At 65.4% G+C, this 14,720-nt stretch carries 13 protein-coding genes and 1 riboswitch; of the genes, 9 read left to right on the top strand and 4 right to left on the bottom strand.

The features are described 5' to 3' along the window. The first annotated feature begins 5 nt into the window (after positions 1–5). The 4 genes from VJ673_RS13415 to VJ673_RS13400 are packed head-to-tail and all read left to right on the top strand — an operon-like array spanning position 6 to position 2,806. On the top strand, positions 6–344 hold the full coding sequence (locus VJ673_RS13415) for a flagellar protein FliT (RefSeq protein WP_324126617.1): 339 nt from the start codon (positions 6–8) through the stop codon (positions 342–344). A 56-nt stretch (positions 345–400) separates the two neighbouring features. Beyond that, on the top strand, positions 401–1,702 hold the full coding sequence (fliK, locus tag VJ673_RS13410) for a flagellar hook-length control protein FliK (protein ID WP_324126616.1): 1,302 nt from the start codon (positions 401–403) through the stop codon (positions 1,700–1,702). Beyond that, the gene (locus VJ673_RS13405) at positions 1,692–2,015 is read left to right on the top strand and encodes an EscU/YscU/HrcU family type III secretion system export apparatus switch protein (protein ID WP_324126615.1); all 324 of its coding nucleotides are present in this window, start codon (positions 1,692–1,694) and stop codon (positions 2,013–2,015) included. Before fliK ends, VJ673_RS13405 begins: the two co-directional genes overlap by 11 nt. Before the next feature lie 29 nt (positions 2,016–2,044). Next, entirely contained in the window at positions 2,045–2,806 is a 762-nt protein-coding gene (locus VJ673_RS13400) for a flagellar brake protein (RefSeq protein ID WP_324126614.1), read from the top strand. A gap of 15 nt (positions 2,807–2,821) precedes the next feature. Here VJ673_RS13400 and VJ673_RS13395 read toward each other — a convergent pair whose 3' ends face one another. The 4 genes from VJ673_RS13395 to VJ673_RS13380 all read right to left on the bottom strand — a co-directional run bounded on the left by VJ673_RS13395 (position 2,822) and on the right by VJ673_RS13380 (position 9,062). Further along, entirely contained in the window at positions 2,822–5,812 is a 2,991-nt protein-coding gene (locus VJ673_RS13395; RefSeq protein ID WP_324126613.1) for a M10 family metallopeptidase C-terminal domain-containing protein, read from the bottom strand. Between the two features lie 71 nt (positions 5,813–5,883). Continuing rightward, positions 5,884–5,974, bottom strand: a riboswitch (cyclic di-GMP riboswitch). 72 nt (positions 5,975–6,046) lie between these two features. Continuing rightward, positions 6,047–6,370: a flagellar hook-basal body complex protein FliE gene (gene fliE, locus VJ673_RS13390; protein ID WP_324126612.1), complete on the bottom strand. Its 324-nt coding sequence runs from the start codon at positions 6,368–6,370 to the stop codon at positions 6,047–6,049. 110 nt (positions 6,371–6,480) lie between these two features. Next, a complete protein-coding gene (locus VJ673_RS13385) occupies positions 6,481–7,899 on the bottom strand; it encodes a sigma-54-dependent transcriptional regulator (protein ID WP_324126611.1) in 1,419 nt (472 codons plus the stop codon). 2 nt (positions 7,900–7,901) lie between these two features. Continuing rightward, on the bottom strand, positions 7,902–9,062 hold the full coding sequence (locus VJ673_RS13380) for a sensor histidine kinase (protein WP_414635655.1): 1,161 nt from the start codon (positions 9,060–9,062) through the stop codon (positions 7,902–7,904). A 174-nt stretch (positions 9,063–9,236) separates the two neighbouring features. On the opposite strand from VJ673_RS13380, the gene fliF reads away from it, so the two are divergent. From fliF to fliJ, 5 genes are all read left to right on the top strand, one after another. Continuing rightward, positions 9,237–10,898 carry a flagellar basal-body MS-ring/collar protein FliF gene (gene fliF / locus VJ673_RS13375; RefSeq protein WP_324126609.1) on the top strand — a complete coding sequence of 554 codons (1,662 nt, stop codon included), beginning with the start codon at positions 9,237–9,239 and terminating at the stop codon, positions 10,896–10,898. Further along, complete coding sequence (gene fliG / locus VJ673_RS13370; RefSeq protein ID WP_324126608.1) at positions 10,895–11,896, top strand: flagellar motor switch protein FliG; 1,002 nt, start codon at positions 10,895–10,897, stop codon at positions 11,894–11,896. Before fliF ends, fliG begins: the two co-directional genes overlap by 4 nt. Before the next feature lie 36 nt (positions 11,897–11,932). Beyond that, positions 11,933–12,631 carry a flagellar assembly protein FliH gene (locus tag VJ673_RS13365; RefSeq protein ID WP_324126607.1) on the top strand — a complete coding sequence of 233 codons (699 nt, stop codon included), beginning with the start codon at positions 11,933–11,935 and terminating at the stop codon, positions 12,629–12,631. Beyond that, positions 12,628–14,031: a flagellar protein export ATPase FliI gene (fliI, locus tag VJ673_RS13360; protein ID WP_324126606.1), complete on the top strand. Its 1,404-nt coding sequence runs from the start codon at positions 12,628–12,630 to the stop codon at positions 14,029–14,031. Before VJ673_RS13365 ends, fliI begins: the two co-directional genes overlap by 4 nt. A 102-nt stretch (positions 14,032–14,133) precedes the next feature. Then, positions 14,134–14,589 (top strand): flagellar export protein FliJ, encoded by a 456-nt coding sequence (gene fliJ, locus VJ673_RS13355; RefSeq protein WP_324126605.1) that lies wholly within the window; start codon positions 14,134–14,136, stop codon positions 14,587–14,589. Positions 14,590–14,720: the final 131 nt, after the last annotated feature.

The following is a 14,720-nucleotide window of genomic DNA, read 5'->3' as shown; positions in this document are numbered from 1 at the left end:
ACACCATGAGCACGCTCCCGCTGTTCGAATCGATGCACGCCCTCTCCGTTGGCATGGTCGAAGCAGCTCGCGCCAACGCATGGGAGCAGCTCGCTGCGCTCGAAGAGGAGATGGCCCGCCTGCGACATGAGGCGATGCGGCTTGACGCCCAGCAAGATCCGGCAGCCGCATCGCTCAGTCCCGAGGACATCCGACACAAGGCCGAGCTTCTGAGCCAGATGCTCGAAAACGACCGCGAAATCCGGACTCACGTCGAACCGTGGCTTGAGAGCACCCGCAAACTGCTTTCGGTCGGTGTCCGGGACCGCGCGGTGCGCGCCGCTTACGGCGCCTTCGAACCCTGACCCGCCCGGCGCGCCGCTGATGCGCGCGGGGTGACGTCGGCCGAGGCCCAGCAGACATGATCCCTTCCGATCTCGCCGCCCGCCTCCGCATGCTCGCCGAAGCGAGCTTCTTCGACAGCGAACCGGCGCCGCTGCAAGGGTCGGCGCGCGTCCGGGCGATCCAGTCCGACCTTCCGGCCCTGCAGGCGGGCGAGCGCTACACGGCCGCCCTGCAACGCAGCCTGCCGGATGGCACCTTCCAGGCGATCATCGCGGGGAAGACTTACACCCTCGCGCTCAACAGCGCCGCCAGTGCGGGCGACACCGTCGAACTCGTCGTCACCAAGAATACCCCGAACACCGTCTTCGCCCAGCTCGTCACACCGCCTGGCCCAGCCGTGAACGAGAGTGCGGCCGAAGCCCGCCCGAATTTGAGTGCCGTGGGCCGACTGATCGGCTTCCTGCTGACCGGCCAACCTACGGCGAAGCCGACCGAACTTGCCGGCGGCCAACCCTTGCTCGACGCACCGCCCGTGGCGGGAGGCGAAACGCTGGCGCCCGTTCTCAAGCAGGCCGTTTCCGAAAGCGGACTTTTCTACGAGTCGCATCAACTGCAATGGATTTCGGGAAAACTCCCGACCGTCGCGCTGCTCCAGGAACCCCAGGGCCAGCAGCCTGTACCCGCGCAAACGGCGGCGCCTGGCCAAACGGGCGCCTCGAGCGCCGCAGACGGCCTCGCGATGCCGCGCCCCGGCGCCCTCGCCGCCGCGCTACCTCTGCCCCCAGGCGAGACCTTGGAAGGCCGTGAAACCACGGGGGCCGTGAGCCGCACAGGCGAACCCTACACCCGCAGCGGGGCAACGCCTCTGCGAGAGACCGATCAGCTTGGCGGTGACGTCGACCAGCTTTCCCCTGCATCGTCGGCGCCACTCGACGCCGCCGACTCGGCACTCCGTACCGATGCAGCGAACGGAGGCAACACGGCGGCCCGCGCGGCGGCGGTGCCCGAACGGCTGATGCCAGTGATTCACCAGCAGCTCGATGGCATGGCGACACAAACCTATGTCTGGCACGGTCAGGTCTGGCCCGGTCAGCGCATGGAATGGGAAGTCGAGGATCCGCGGCGTGAACGTGAGGGGGCTGTCGGGGAAGACTTGCCCAACGAGTGGAAGACCACCTTGCGGCTGACGCTTCCCCGCCTCGGCGGACTCGAAGCCCGGCTCGTCCTGACGCCGGCCGGTGTTGCGATGCGCCTGCTCGCAGACGACAGCGAAACCGTCGCCGCCCTCGACGGCGCGCGCGCGCAGCTCGACGCCGCACTGGCCGCGGCCAACGTTCCCTTGACCGGCTTTGTCGCGGAGCGACGTCATGAAGGGTAATGAATCGGCCGCCGAAAAGCGCGGCGAGGCGGTCGCACTCACCTACAGCAAGGGCGACGCCGCTCCGCGGGTCGTCGCCAAGGGCCGCGGCCTGATCGCGCGCGAGATCATCGAACGGGCACGCGAGGCCGGCGTCTTCGTCCATGAATCGCCCGAACTCGTCGGACTGCTCATGCAGGTCGATCTCGACGCGCGCATTCCGCCCCAGCTCTACGTCGCGGTGGCAGAACTGCTGGCGTGGATCTACAAGGTCGAACAAGGCGGCCAGGCGGCCCAGCTCGCAGGCCCGCCGCCCCGGCCATCCGTGCTATAAAGGTTATTTTTTGATTCGCGACCTTTCGCATGAGCGCGCCCGCCGATCGCAGCATTCCGCACCCGCCCCTGGACCCCGGTGCCTTTGCCCGTTATGCCATCCATGACCGGCGGGAGATCCTGCAGCTTCTGAACGCACTGGTCAGCCGGCGCGAACCGGTCACGACCTACATCGACGCCGGCCCGTGGTTCGTTACCAAGGTTCTGGCGATTTCCTCCGACGGCAACGCGCTGGTCCTTGATGCGCCGGCTGACGAGGCGAAGAGCGCTCTGGCCGCGAATGCCGCTCAGCTGGTCTGCACGACGCGGCTTGAAAAGGTGAACATCCAGTTCACGGTCGAGGCCGCCGCGCCGGACACTTACGACCATCGTCCCGCTCTGCGTGCAGCGCTGCCGGAAAGCATCCTGCGGCTGCAGCGGCGGGAATTTTTCCGACTCCCGACCCCGCAGTCGGAGCCGGTGACGTGTTCGATTAGCCATTCGCTCCCGGACGGCCGGAAGAAGACGGTCAAGCTTCGCATCCTCGACATCAGCGGAGGCGGACTTGCGATCGTCGTGCCGCCTGACGAACTCCCCTTCCTGCCCGGTATGGAATTCAACCGCTGCCACCTTGAGCTTCCGGACAACGAAGCGCTGGAAGTGGGGCTGAAAGTGCGCAACCTCTACACCGTGGAAAAGCCCGGCAGCGGCACGGTCACACGTGCCGGCTGTGAATTCTTCGGGCTTTCGCGGCAGATGATGGCCCGGATCCAGCGCTACATGTTCAGACTGGAGCGCTCGCTGCGAACATGAGTGGCCGCGTCGCGATCAGAGAATGAGATCCGACGCCGACAGGGACGCAAGGTTCGTCAGCTGGATCGCAAACTCCGCGTCCGAATCCGCATCGGTGTTGCCGTAAAGCACGCCTCCCGCGAACTTCAGCTGGCCGGCCGACGTGAAGGCGGCATCGACCCCAAGGATGGCGACGCTGAACGCATCGTCTCCGGCCGTCGCCGAATTCGCATCAAGGGCAGAAAGATCGATCCGGTCGGACCTGGTCTTGAAGTCCGTGATCACGTCCCAGGTCGAGCTGGTGACGCCCATTTCCGAAAGACTGTTGAAATCGAAGGTATCCTTGCCCGCACCGCCGGTCAGGACGTCCGTGCCGCCGCCGCCCACCAGCACGTCGACACCCGCCTTGCCGTCCAGGTGGTCGTTGCCATCTCCGCCTTCGAGGCGGTTGGACGACGCGTTGCCGCTCAGCACGTTGTCGAGTTCGTTACCGTACACGTCGAACAGCCCCTTGCCCGTGACCGTGACATTCTCGATCGCCCAAAGAGACCCACCACGCAGATCGACCGACATCGCCAACAGCTTCGACGTGTTGGAATACGCGATCTGCACGGCATCCGTACCGCCGGCAACCACCTCCCAGACGTTTTCAAGCTCGCCAGCCTGATCGAGCACGAAGGTATCGTTACCCAGGCCACCGCGGAAGGTGTCCAGCCCCCGCCCGCCGACCAGCAGATTGTCTCCGTCGTTGCCGGTGAGGACGTTTGCGAGCGCATTGCCAGTGCCATTCGTGTTCGCAGTACCGACCAGGGTCAGGTCCTCGATGTTGTTCTTGAGCGTGTAGGAAACCGACGACACCACCTGGTCCACGCCGGCGCCGAGCAACTCGGTCACCTTGTCCCCCGCGTCGCCCACGACGTAGGAGTCGTCCCCGGCTCCGCCGTAGAGCTTGTCGGCCCCACTGCCGCCGTCCAGCCAGTCGTTGCCGCTGCCGCCCGTGAGCGTGTCCGCACCACCCAACCCGTAGATCAGATCGTCGCCTGTCGTTCCGACGAGCTTGTTAGCGGCGTCGTCGCCATTCACCGTCACGCCCGGCAGTGTCGTCGCCTCGAGCGCGTAGCTGCCGGTGCCGTCGACCGCATCAAAGGCGGCGAGGTACAAGGTGCCGCTCTGGATCGCCGTATAGCGGATCTCGGAATTGAGGCTCCCGTGTGCATCGTCGTTATAGGCAAGCAGCACCCCGTTCGAGCCGCGCAACTCCAGGAAGGGGTCGAGATTGCCGCTCGTCCGCTCGAGGGAGAAGACGTAGGTGGTACCCGCCACAACGCTGACGCCAAAGAGATCGCCGTCATTCACCGTCTCGATGACTCCGGCCTGGGCCGTCCCATTCACGTCCACATTGCCCGTCGTACTGATGTCCATCGGATAGTCGTCGGACTGGATCGCCACATCGTCGTTGAGGACGACTGCACTGATCGTCGCGTCACCCAGCTGCAAGCCCGAAGACGGCGCCGAAAGCGTGACAGCAAAGGACTCGTCACCCTCGACCGTCAGGTCGCCCGCTACCGAGACCGTGAACGTGTGTTGCGTCTCTCCCGGCGCGAAGGTCAAGGTCCCGCTCGTGGCGCCGCTGAAATCCGCACCATCGGCCGAATCGGCGCCGTACCCGGCGACGCTCCAGGCCACCATCTGTGTCGTATCGGCGGCGGCGCTAAGACTTGCCGTGAAGGTATAGACCGCCGCTCCGCCGTCGCCCTCGAACTGCGACGCGACATCGCTCGCCAGCGAAACAACCGGCGCTTGCACACCCGCCTGCCCCGTGAAGTCGCTGGCGGACCGCGTCACATCCCCGGCGAACGCGAAATACTCGACTCCGACGATGGTGTCCACGCCGGTCAGATCGCTCGAAAAGGTGAAACTCTGGCTGCCCGAATTGTAGGTGACCGTGTAGCTCGAGATGGAGCCCGAGAAGAAGGCCCAGTCGCTCCCGGCGCCTCCGTCGATGTAGTCGTTTCCGGCGCCCCCGCTCAGCTCGTCGTTCCCGTCGAGGCCGTAAAGGCTGTCGTTGCCCGCGCCGCCATTCAGATCGTTCGCGAGGCTGTTGCCCGCGACGGCATCGGCGCCGGCGCCGCACACCGCATTCTCGATATTGGTCGAGTACGCGATCGCGATGTTGTACGTCATGTCGTTGCACGACGAGTACGATCCCGGCGCCAGATTGACGACGCTGTCGGTCGTCCAGCCGCTGAGATCCAGCGTATCGTTGCCGCCAGCATCGTAGATCGTGAGGATCGGGTGCTGGTTGATCGAGAAATCGAATATCGCAGCCATCGGCCCGACCACGTTGGAGCCGAAGCCATACGTCGTGTCACCGGTACGCGTCGTCGTGTCCGCGCCGTAGATCGTCTGGATCGCCATGACGTCGTTGAGCATCGGCGTCTGCGGCGAGTAGGTCCTGCCATCGGCGCCGACCCAGTCCGCCCACGCCACGAGCCCTTCGCCGGCGTCGGATCCGGTTCCCATTGAGGGCCCGAAATACGACATCACGGAGTAGACGGTGCTGTCCTGGTAGCTCGACGGGGTCCAGTAACCCGATCCGTTGTAATTGCCCATGTGATCCAGGCCCAGCGAATGGCCGATCTCATGCACATAGGTCTCGAAGCCGTACTTGCCGATTTCGGGTGAGGTGAGCGTGCTCTCGGTGACGTTGAACCAGACGCTACCCGTGGTCGGGAAGTAGGTCTGGGCGTAATCGACGCCGGTGCTGCTCATCCCGAACTCGATGTTCGACGCGGAACTCGTCGTGCGGGCGAAATTCACGGCGATCAGGTCATTCCACGCGGTCAGGGCCAGTTCGGCGTAAGCCTGCTCGGTCGCATCGAGGCCTTGGAAGCCCGTACCTTCCGAGGAGCCGTAGATTGCGCTGGACGTTGTCGGAACCGCGTAGGTGATCGTGGTGCCGGACCAGCTCTGGCCGGACACGAGTTGGTCGATGATTTGCTGGTTCGTCCACGATGGAAGTGCCATTCCCGTTCCGTCCAAGTGTGCGCATAGCACGACGGACGATGGGATGGATTGCCGATGCGTGAAACGAAGGGGCAGGCAACCTGGCCACCCGCCCTGAGCGATCAGGGGAAGGGTCCGCGGCTTTGCGTCCGGGGGTTTCCCACCCGTTTGCCATAAAAATTCCGCCGACTATAGCACGCTGCCGGCGGATTTACTCAGCCCCCTGCGGGGAAATAACGGAGTTGCAGGCCGGTTTCAGACCGGCATGTTCATGATGTCCTGGTAGGCTGACACAAGGCGGTTCCGCACCTGGACCATCTGCTGGAACGACAGGTTCGCCTTCTGCAGATTGACCATCACGTCCTGCAGATTGACGTTGGGATCGCCCGCGGAGAAGTCCTGCGCCATGCCGCGCGCTTCCTGCTGCGCGGCGCTGACGTCCTTCAAGGCGCCCTGCAGCACTTCGGCAAAATCGACACCGCCCGCCGCCTGCGCGCCCTGCGCAGCCGGCTTGCTTGCGGCAGCCTGCGCGGTGGAGCGCAGCTCGCCGATCATCTGGTTGATTCCTCGCGTATCCATAATCTCGACCTCTACGACCGAGTGACCGTAGCTCTCAGTCTAGCAGAGCAATCGTCATGCCATGAGGGAAAATCTGACGTCCGCGCAAGGGTCGCGCGGCAATGCCGGCTTCACACTTCGAAGCCCTCGTCCCGGTACTGTTGCAGCTTATAACGCAAGGTTCGTTCCGAGATGCCGAGCTGCTCGACGGCGCGCTTGCGCGAACCGCCGACGCTGCGCAGTGTGGAGAGGATGTGCTCGCGTTCGAGGTCCTTCATGTTTGCCGAGCGAGCCGCTTCAGGTGCCGAGCCGGAAGGCGTTGGAGCGGCAATTCCTGCCGGTTCGACGGCAATCCTCGCCGGCCCGGGTGGCAAGGCGGCAGAGCTTGCAGGCGCAGTTGCCGCAGTCCCTGCCGATTCGACCCAGTTGGGCAGGCAGAGACGGACGGTCTCGGCCGTGATCGTGTCGGTCGCGGTGAGGATCAGCGCGCGCTGCATCGTATTTTCGAGTTCGCGCACATTCCCCGGCCAGGAGTGGCGGACGAGGATCTGTTCCGCGTCTGCGCCGAGCCGCGCGGTACGGCGCAGACGCTCGCCGTGCTGCGCGAGGAAGTGTCGGGCCAGCGCGAGGATGTCGCCGGGGCGTTGCCGCAGGCTCGGGATGGCGAGCGGGAAGACATTGAGACGGTAGTAGAGGTCTTCCCGGAAACGCCCGGCGGCGACCTCCCCCGCCATGTCGCGGTTGCTGGTGGCCAGCACGCGGATGTCCAGCGCAACCGGCTTTTTGCCGCCGACACGCTCGACCTCGCGTTCCTGCAGCACGCGCAGCAGCTTGGCTTGCAGGCCGAGCGGCATTTCGGAGATTTCGTCGAGCAGGATCGTGCCGCCCTGCGCCTGTTCGAACTTGCCGGCCTGCGCGGTCTGAGCGCCCGTAAACGCGCCCCTCTCGTAGCCGAAGAGCGTCGCTTCGAGGAGGTTCTCGGGGATCGCGGCGCAGTTGATGGCGATGAAGGGGCCATCGCTGCGTGGCGAGTGCGCGTGGATGTAGCGGGCGAAGACTTCCTTGCCGGTGCCGGATTCGCCGGTCAGAAGCACGGTGGCGTCGGTGCCGGCGACCCGCGCGGCGAGCCCGAGGAGATTTCGCGTGTGCAGGTCCTCGGCAATCGTGTCGTCTTCGCCGGGAGGCTGCGACGCGTAGCGGCGAACGTGTTCGAGCAGGACTTCCGGCTCGAAGGGTTTCATCAGGAAGTCGCAGGCGCCGCCGCGCATCGCGGCAACCGCCTTGTCGACGTCGCCATAGGCGGTCATCAGCAGCACCGGCAGTTGCGGCAGCCGGGCGCGCAGTTCGCCGAGCAGTTGCAGGCCGTCCATCGGCTGCATGCGCAGATCGGAAATGACGAGGTTGAACGCCTGCTGTTCGATTTCGGCAAGCGCCGAAGGGCCGCCATCGACGCCGGTGACGCGGTGTCCGCCCATTTCCAGGGTCAGGCAGACCGCGTCGCGCAGTGCCGCGTCGTCTTCCACGACGAGAATGTTGATCTGTTCGATCATGCTTATGCTCTGGAATCCTTTCCGGTTTCGTCTTCGTCGGCTTCGGGCAGCGGCAGGCTCAGCGTGAAGAGCGATCCGTTGCCGGGACTGGATTCGACGGCAATGTCACCTCCATGTCCGCGGGCGACGCCACGTGCGATCGCCAGGCCGAGGCCGGTGCCTTCCGCGCGAGTCGTGAAGAAGGGGTCGAAGAGCCGGGCCTGGTGCGACGGCTCGATGCCGCGCCCGTTGTCGCGGATATGAAAGCACGCGGTTTCGCCTTCGATCGTCGCCGTCAGCGAGACCGCTCCGCCCGCCTCTGTCGCCTGGATCGCGTTTTCGAGCAGGTTGGTGAGCGCGCCGCCGAGCGCCTTGCGGTCGCCGAGCAATGCGGCGTCTCCGCATTCGCAGACCGAAGAGAAGGCGATCTGGCGCGCGCGCGCCAAGGGTTCCAGCGTATGGACGAGTTCGCCGACGAGGTCGCAGATGCCAAAGCGCTGGCGCCCGAGGCTGTCGCCGCGCGCAAAAAGCAGCATGTCGCGAATCAGGCGTTCCAGATAGCGCAGGCGTTCGATGGCGCGGTCGGCGATGCGTGTGCGATCGGCCGGCGCGAGCTCGGGCTGGCGCAGATTGCCGGTGTACAAGAGGGCTGCCGCGAGCGGCGTGCGCAGCTGGTGCGCGAGGCCGGCGACCATCTCGCCCATCGCGGCGAGCCGTTCGTTGCGTTCGGCCTGCACGCGCATGCGGTGCGTGTCGGTGACGTCATGCAGCAGGATGATGCGCCCTTCCCCGGATTCGAGCGTCGCCTCCGACAGGGACACGCGGCGCGCCCCCGCTTCGCTGCCGACGGTGAGCTCGCCCGGCGTTTCGGTCTCGACGAGGCCGGCGGCGCAGGCATCCCAGTCCTGGCCGGCGAGCCCCTCGCCGAGCAGGGTCTCGGCGGCGCGATTGCACTGTACGATGCGCCCGTTGCGGTCGAGCATCGCGACACCGGCCGGCAAGGCGCCGAGCAGCACGGTGAGCCGCTCGGTGAGTTGGGCGACCTGCCCCTGCAGCGCGTTGTAGGCGCTCGAAAGCTCTTCGGATGCGCGCGAGAACATCGCAAATGCCTCCGCGAGCTGCGCGGCATCGAGCCGCTGCGCGGGACCGGAGGCCTGCTCGGTCGGAGGCTGTTCTGGGGACATGGGCATCGAGCCGGTGAAAACCTGTTTTGACGGCTGGCAGATTACGACGGTTCGCGTCTATGGTAACCGGCAAATAGGCGGCAAAAAATGCCGCTTTTCCCTTCTAGCAAATTGACGCGGCGGGAGGACAATGCCGCCATCCGGAAAAGTGTGACCTGATTCAAGGATTCGACCATGGCTACCGCCGACACCGCAGCCCCGGCACCGACGCCGGCCCAGCTGCTGTTGCAGCGTATCAACGAGCTGACGCAGCGACAGAAGATCGCCGCCGCCGCAGCCATTGCGATCGCCATCGCGATGCTCGTCGGTGTGTGGCTGTGGACGCGCCAGCCCGAATACGCAGTGCTGTTCTCGAACCTCGAAGAGCGCGACGGCGGCAATATCGTGACGACGCTGCAGCAGCAGAACGTGCCCTACCGCTTCTCGCCCGGCGGCAATGCGATCCTCGTCCCCGCGAACCAGGTCCACGACATACGACTGCGTCTGGCTGCGCAAGGGCTGCCCAAGGGCGGCCTGGTCGGCTTCGAGCTGATGGAGAATCAGAAGCTCGGCGTGTCGCAGTTCCACGAGCAGGTCAATTTCCAGCGTGCGCTCGAAGGCGAGCTCGCGCGAACGATCCAGTCGATCTCGTCGGTCGCATCGGCACGTGTGCACCTGGCAATCCCGAAGCAGTCGGGTTTCCTGCGCGACGAGCAGAAGCCGACGGCGTCGGTGATGGTGAATCTCCATCCTGGGCGGACGATGGACGCCGCTCAGGTCGCCGGTATTGTGCACCTCGTCGCATCGAGCGTGCCACAGCTCGCGAACGACCGCGTAAGCGTCATCGACCAGAACGGGAATCTCCTCACCAGCCGGTCCGACCCTCTGCGCAACGCCGGTCTGGACGCGACGCAGCTCAATTACGTGCGCGAGGTCGAAAACAGCTACATCCGCCGCATCGAGACAATCCTGACCCCGCTCGTCGGCCCCGACAACTTCAAGGCCCAGGTTACCGCCGATGTCGACTTCAATCAGGTTGAGGAGACGGCGGAGACCTTCAAGCCGAACCCCTCGCCCGACCAGGCGATCCGCAGCCAGCAGACGTCCGAGCAGTCGGTCCGGGAGCCGGGGGCGCAGGGCGTTCCCGGAGCACTGACCAACCAGCCGCCGGTGCCGGCGACCGCCCCGATCACGTCGCCTAATGTCCCCGGAGGCGGGACGGGAGCCGCTGGAGCGGCAGTCAACGGTAATCGGGCAGCAACGATCAACTATGAACTCGACCGGACGGTCCAGCACACCAAGCAGTCCGTCGGGCAGGTGAAGCGCTTGTCCGTCGCAATCGTCGTGAACCAGCGCAGCGAAACGCTGCCAAATGGACAGACGCGGCAGGTGGCGCTGACCGACGAGGAGGTCAATCGCATCACCAGTCTTGTGCGTGAAGCGATGGGCTACAGCCAGAAGCGCGGTGATACGCTCAACGTGTCCAGTGCGCAGTTCGCCGCCGCGAAGGAAGAAGGCGTGGCCGCCGTGCCGATCTGGAAGGATCCGGAAATTCAGGAGATCGGCAAGGAAGTGCTTAAGTACATGGTGATCCTGGTGGCGCTCGCGTTCGTGTATTTCGGCGTGATCCGCCCGCTGATCCGCAGCGTGGCGCCGGCGAAAGCCGAAGGGCTGGAGGGTGCCCACGAACCCGGAGCCGAAGGCGAGGAGGAGGTGCTCGTCAGCCTGTCCGGGGCGGCCGAGCGCAGCTTCGACCACAAGCTCGCGGAGGCGAAGGAACTCGCGAAAACGGATCCGAAGGTCATCGCCAACCTGATCAAGGAATGGATGGGGACCAATGAGGAGGCGAAGAAATGACGACGCCTGAGGACGGACTCGAAAAGAGCGCGCTGCTGCTCCTCGCGCTGGGCTCGGACGAGGCGGCCGAAGTGCTCAAGCTGCTCGGACCGAAGGAAGTGCAGAAGCTCGGCATGGCGATGGCGAACCTGCCCGCGCAGCAGCGCACGCGCGTCGAAGCGGTGCTGGACGAGCTGGATGCGCATCGCGAAAAGGGCGCGCCGGTCGAGGCCGACGAGGAGCAGATCCGTGCGATGCTGACCAAGGCGCTCGGCGACGAGCGCGCCGGTCACATCATTGCGCGCGTGCTGCAGGGCTCGGATACCGCTGGCATCGAAAGCCTGAAGTGGATGGACGCGATCACGGCCGCGGACCTGATCAAGAACGAGCACCCACAGATCATCGCGACGATTCTCGTGCACCTTGAGTACGACCAGGCGGGCGAGATCCTGAAGCAGTTCACCGACCGTTTGCGTAACGACGTCATCCTGCGCATCGCGACCCTGGACGGCGTGCAGCCTGCGGCGCTGAAGGAGCTCAACGAAGCGCTGGGTCGGATGCTGTCGGGTGCGTCGGCCGTCAAGAAGGCCTCGATGGGTGGCGTGCGCCATGCGGCCGAAATCCTCAACTTCGTCGGCGCGGCGGCCGAGACCGCAGTGCTCGACAACGTCCGCGAATACGATCCGGACCTCGCGCAGAAGATCCTCGACGAGATGTTCGTCTTCGAAAACATCATGGACATCGACGACCGGGGCGTGCAGACGCTGCTGCGCGAAGTGCAGTCCGACTCGCTCGTCATCGCGCTCAAGGGCGCGGCACCGGATCTGCGCGAGAAGATCTTCAAGAACATGTCGCAGCGCGCTGCCGAGATGCTGCGCGAAGACCTCGAATCGAAGGGCCCCGTGCGACTGTCGGAAGTGGAAGCCGAGCAGAAGGAAATCCTCAAGGTCGTCCGCCGCCTCGCGGAAGAAGGCCAGATCATGCTGAGCGGCAAGGGAAGCGATGATGCCTTCGTCTGATCGCCGCCCGCCCCTCACCCCTAGCCGGAGCCCGCGATGACCATGCGCCACCAGGCCGTCGGCGCCTACCGCCGCTGGGAGCCGCCGGCATTCGACGACGACGGGTCGACGGCGCCGGCGGCAGCCGAAGAAACGGAAGACCACCCGCCCGACCCGGTCGCGGAAGCGGCGCCTCAGCCCGAATTCGCGCCCGACATGCCGCTCGAACCGGCCATCCAGCTCCCGACGGCCGCGGACATCGAGGCGATGTTCGAGGACGCCCGCCGCGACGGCTTTGCAGCCGGCCTTGAGGAGGGCGCGGCGCAGGCGAGACAGCAGGCCGACCGGATCTCGTCACTCGCCGATACGCTCGCGGCATCCTTCAAGGAGATCGACCAGGAGGTCGCCGACGAGGTGGTCGCGCTTGCGATCGAAGTGGCGCGCCATATGGTGCGGCAGACCCTCGCGGAACACCCGGAAGCGATCACCGACGTCGTCCGCAACGCGCTGCATCAGCTGCCGCAAAACCAGGTCCGCATCCACCTGAACCCGGAAGATCTCGGCCTGGTGAAGGAATTCCTCGCGGACCAGCCCGGTCATCCTCATCACCTGTTGATCGAGGACGACACCGTGACCCGCGGCGGCTGCAGGATTTCCGCGCCGACCAGTGAAATCGACGCGACGATCGAAACGCGCTGGCGGCGCATCCTGGAAGGACTGAGCCGCCCGGAGACCGGCTGGACACCTCCCAAATGAACGCCCCGCACGCGGAGTCCTGGAAGAAGCACCTGACCGAGCATCGTCGGCTGGTGAGTTCGATCACGCCCTTCGAAGTATCGGGACGCCTCACCCGGATCAACGGCCTCGTCATGGAAGCCGCCGGCCTGAAACTACCGCTCGGCGCTGATTGCCGGATCATGGCCTCAGGCGGCGCCGTGGTCGAGGCGGAAGTCGTCGGTTTCAACGGCGAAAGGCTTTACCTGATGCCGACTGACGACGTGTTCGGGCTCGCCCCGGGGGCGCAGGTCCTGCCTGTCGAACCTCATCCCGCCAAGATTGCGGTCGGCAAGTCGGCGCCGCCGCGGCGACGCACGTCCGATCGCGCCAAACATCTCCCCGTCGGCGACAAGCTGCTGGGCCGCGTCGTGGACGGCGCCGGGCGACCGCTCGACGGTCTTGGCCCGCTCGACGGCACGGAAGGGCGTTCTTTGCAGAGCCGGCCCTTCAACCCGCTCAGCCGCGCGCCGATCGACACGCCGCTGGACGTCGGCATCCGCGCGATCAATGCCCTCCTCACCGTCGGCCGCGGCCAGCGCCTGGGCCTCTTCGCCGGTTCGGGCGTCGGCAAGTCGGTGCTGATCGGCATGATGGCGCGTTACACCGCGGCCGACGTGATCGTGGTCGGGCTGATCGGCGAACGGGGCCGCGAAGTGAAGGAGTTCATCGAGCAGAACCTCGGTGCGGAAGGCCGCCAGCGTTCGGTCGTCGTCGCGGCTCCAGCCGACACCAGCCCGCTGATGCGCCTGCAGGGGGCAGCCTACGCGACGACCATCGCGGAATACTTCCGCGACCAGGGCAAGCAGGTGCTGCTGATCATGGATTCGTTGACGCGTTATGCGATGGCGCAGCGCGAGATCGCGCTGGCGATCGGCGAGCCGCCCGTGACGCGCGGCTATCCGCCGAGCGTCTTCGCGCGCCTGCCGGCCTTGGTCGAACGTGCCGGCAACGGTCTCGAGGGCGGCGGCTCGATCACCGCTTTCTACACCGTGCTCGCCGAAGGCGACGACCAGCAGGATCCGATCGCCGACTCCGCGCGCGCGATTCTCGACGGCCACTTCGTGCTGTCGCGTTCGCTGGCAGACCAGGGGCATTACCCGGCGATCGACATCGAGCAATCGATCTCGCGCGCGATGCACAGCCTTGTCTCGCCCGAGCATTTCGACCTCGTCAGACGCTTCAAGCAGATGTTCTCGCGCTACCAGCGGTCCCGCGACCTGATTGCCGTCGGCGCCTACCAGGCAGGATCCGACCCGATGCTCGACAAGGCCGTGGCGATGTATCCGAAGCTCGAAGCCTTCCTGCAGCAGCGCATCGACGAGCAGGAAACTTACGTTCGCGCAACGAACCATCTCGGCAGTCTTTTCCTTGCGGGCTGAGACAAGTCACGGCTGAAACAAAAATTGAGCCGCAAAATTCGGTTACAGGATTAACATCGCCGGACCCAGCAAGAAGCCTCGCGGCAATACGTATCGAAAAAGATGACCACTCCGTTTCCGCTCAAGCCCCTCCTCGACCTGACGCAAAACCGCATGGATGAAGCGGCTCGACGCCTGGGCGAACTCATCGCCAGCGAGCAGGAAGGCCAGCGCAAACTCGAACTGCTCCAGAACTATCGTGACGAGTATTCCGAGCGCTTTCAGGAAGCGGCGCGAAACGGCCTCTCGCCGGACGCTTGGCGGAACTACAGCGCCTTCATCGGCCGCATCGACGAAGCCATCGCAATCCAGAAAACCCAGGTCGACCGTTCGAAGCAGATGACCGCCGCCGGGCAGCAGGACTGGATGACCCAGCGCAACAAGGTCAAAGCCTTCGACACCCTGCAGAAGCGTCACGAACAGGGCGAATCGAAGAAGGCCGCGCGCATCGAGCAGCGCCAGTCCGACGAACATTCGGCGAAGCGCTTCCGCGACCGCGAGGACTCCGCCGAAAGCTGAGTCCGGCAAGGCGGCGCTGGCATGCGGCTTGCACATATCGCCATGAACCGGCCATTTTTGGGAATTGGCGATGTCAACTCCGTTAGTCAGTAATCTCCTGCAAAGCAACGCATCGGCTGGCAGCCGCGGCC

Origin of the sequence: Aromatoleum sp. (genome assembly GCF_035254505.1) — a bacterium.
Lineage (GTDB): Bacteria > Pseudomonadota > Gammaproteobacteria > Burkholderiales > Rhodocyclaceae > Aromatoleum.
This window is presented reverse-complemented; position numbering and strand designations above follow the sequence as displayed.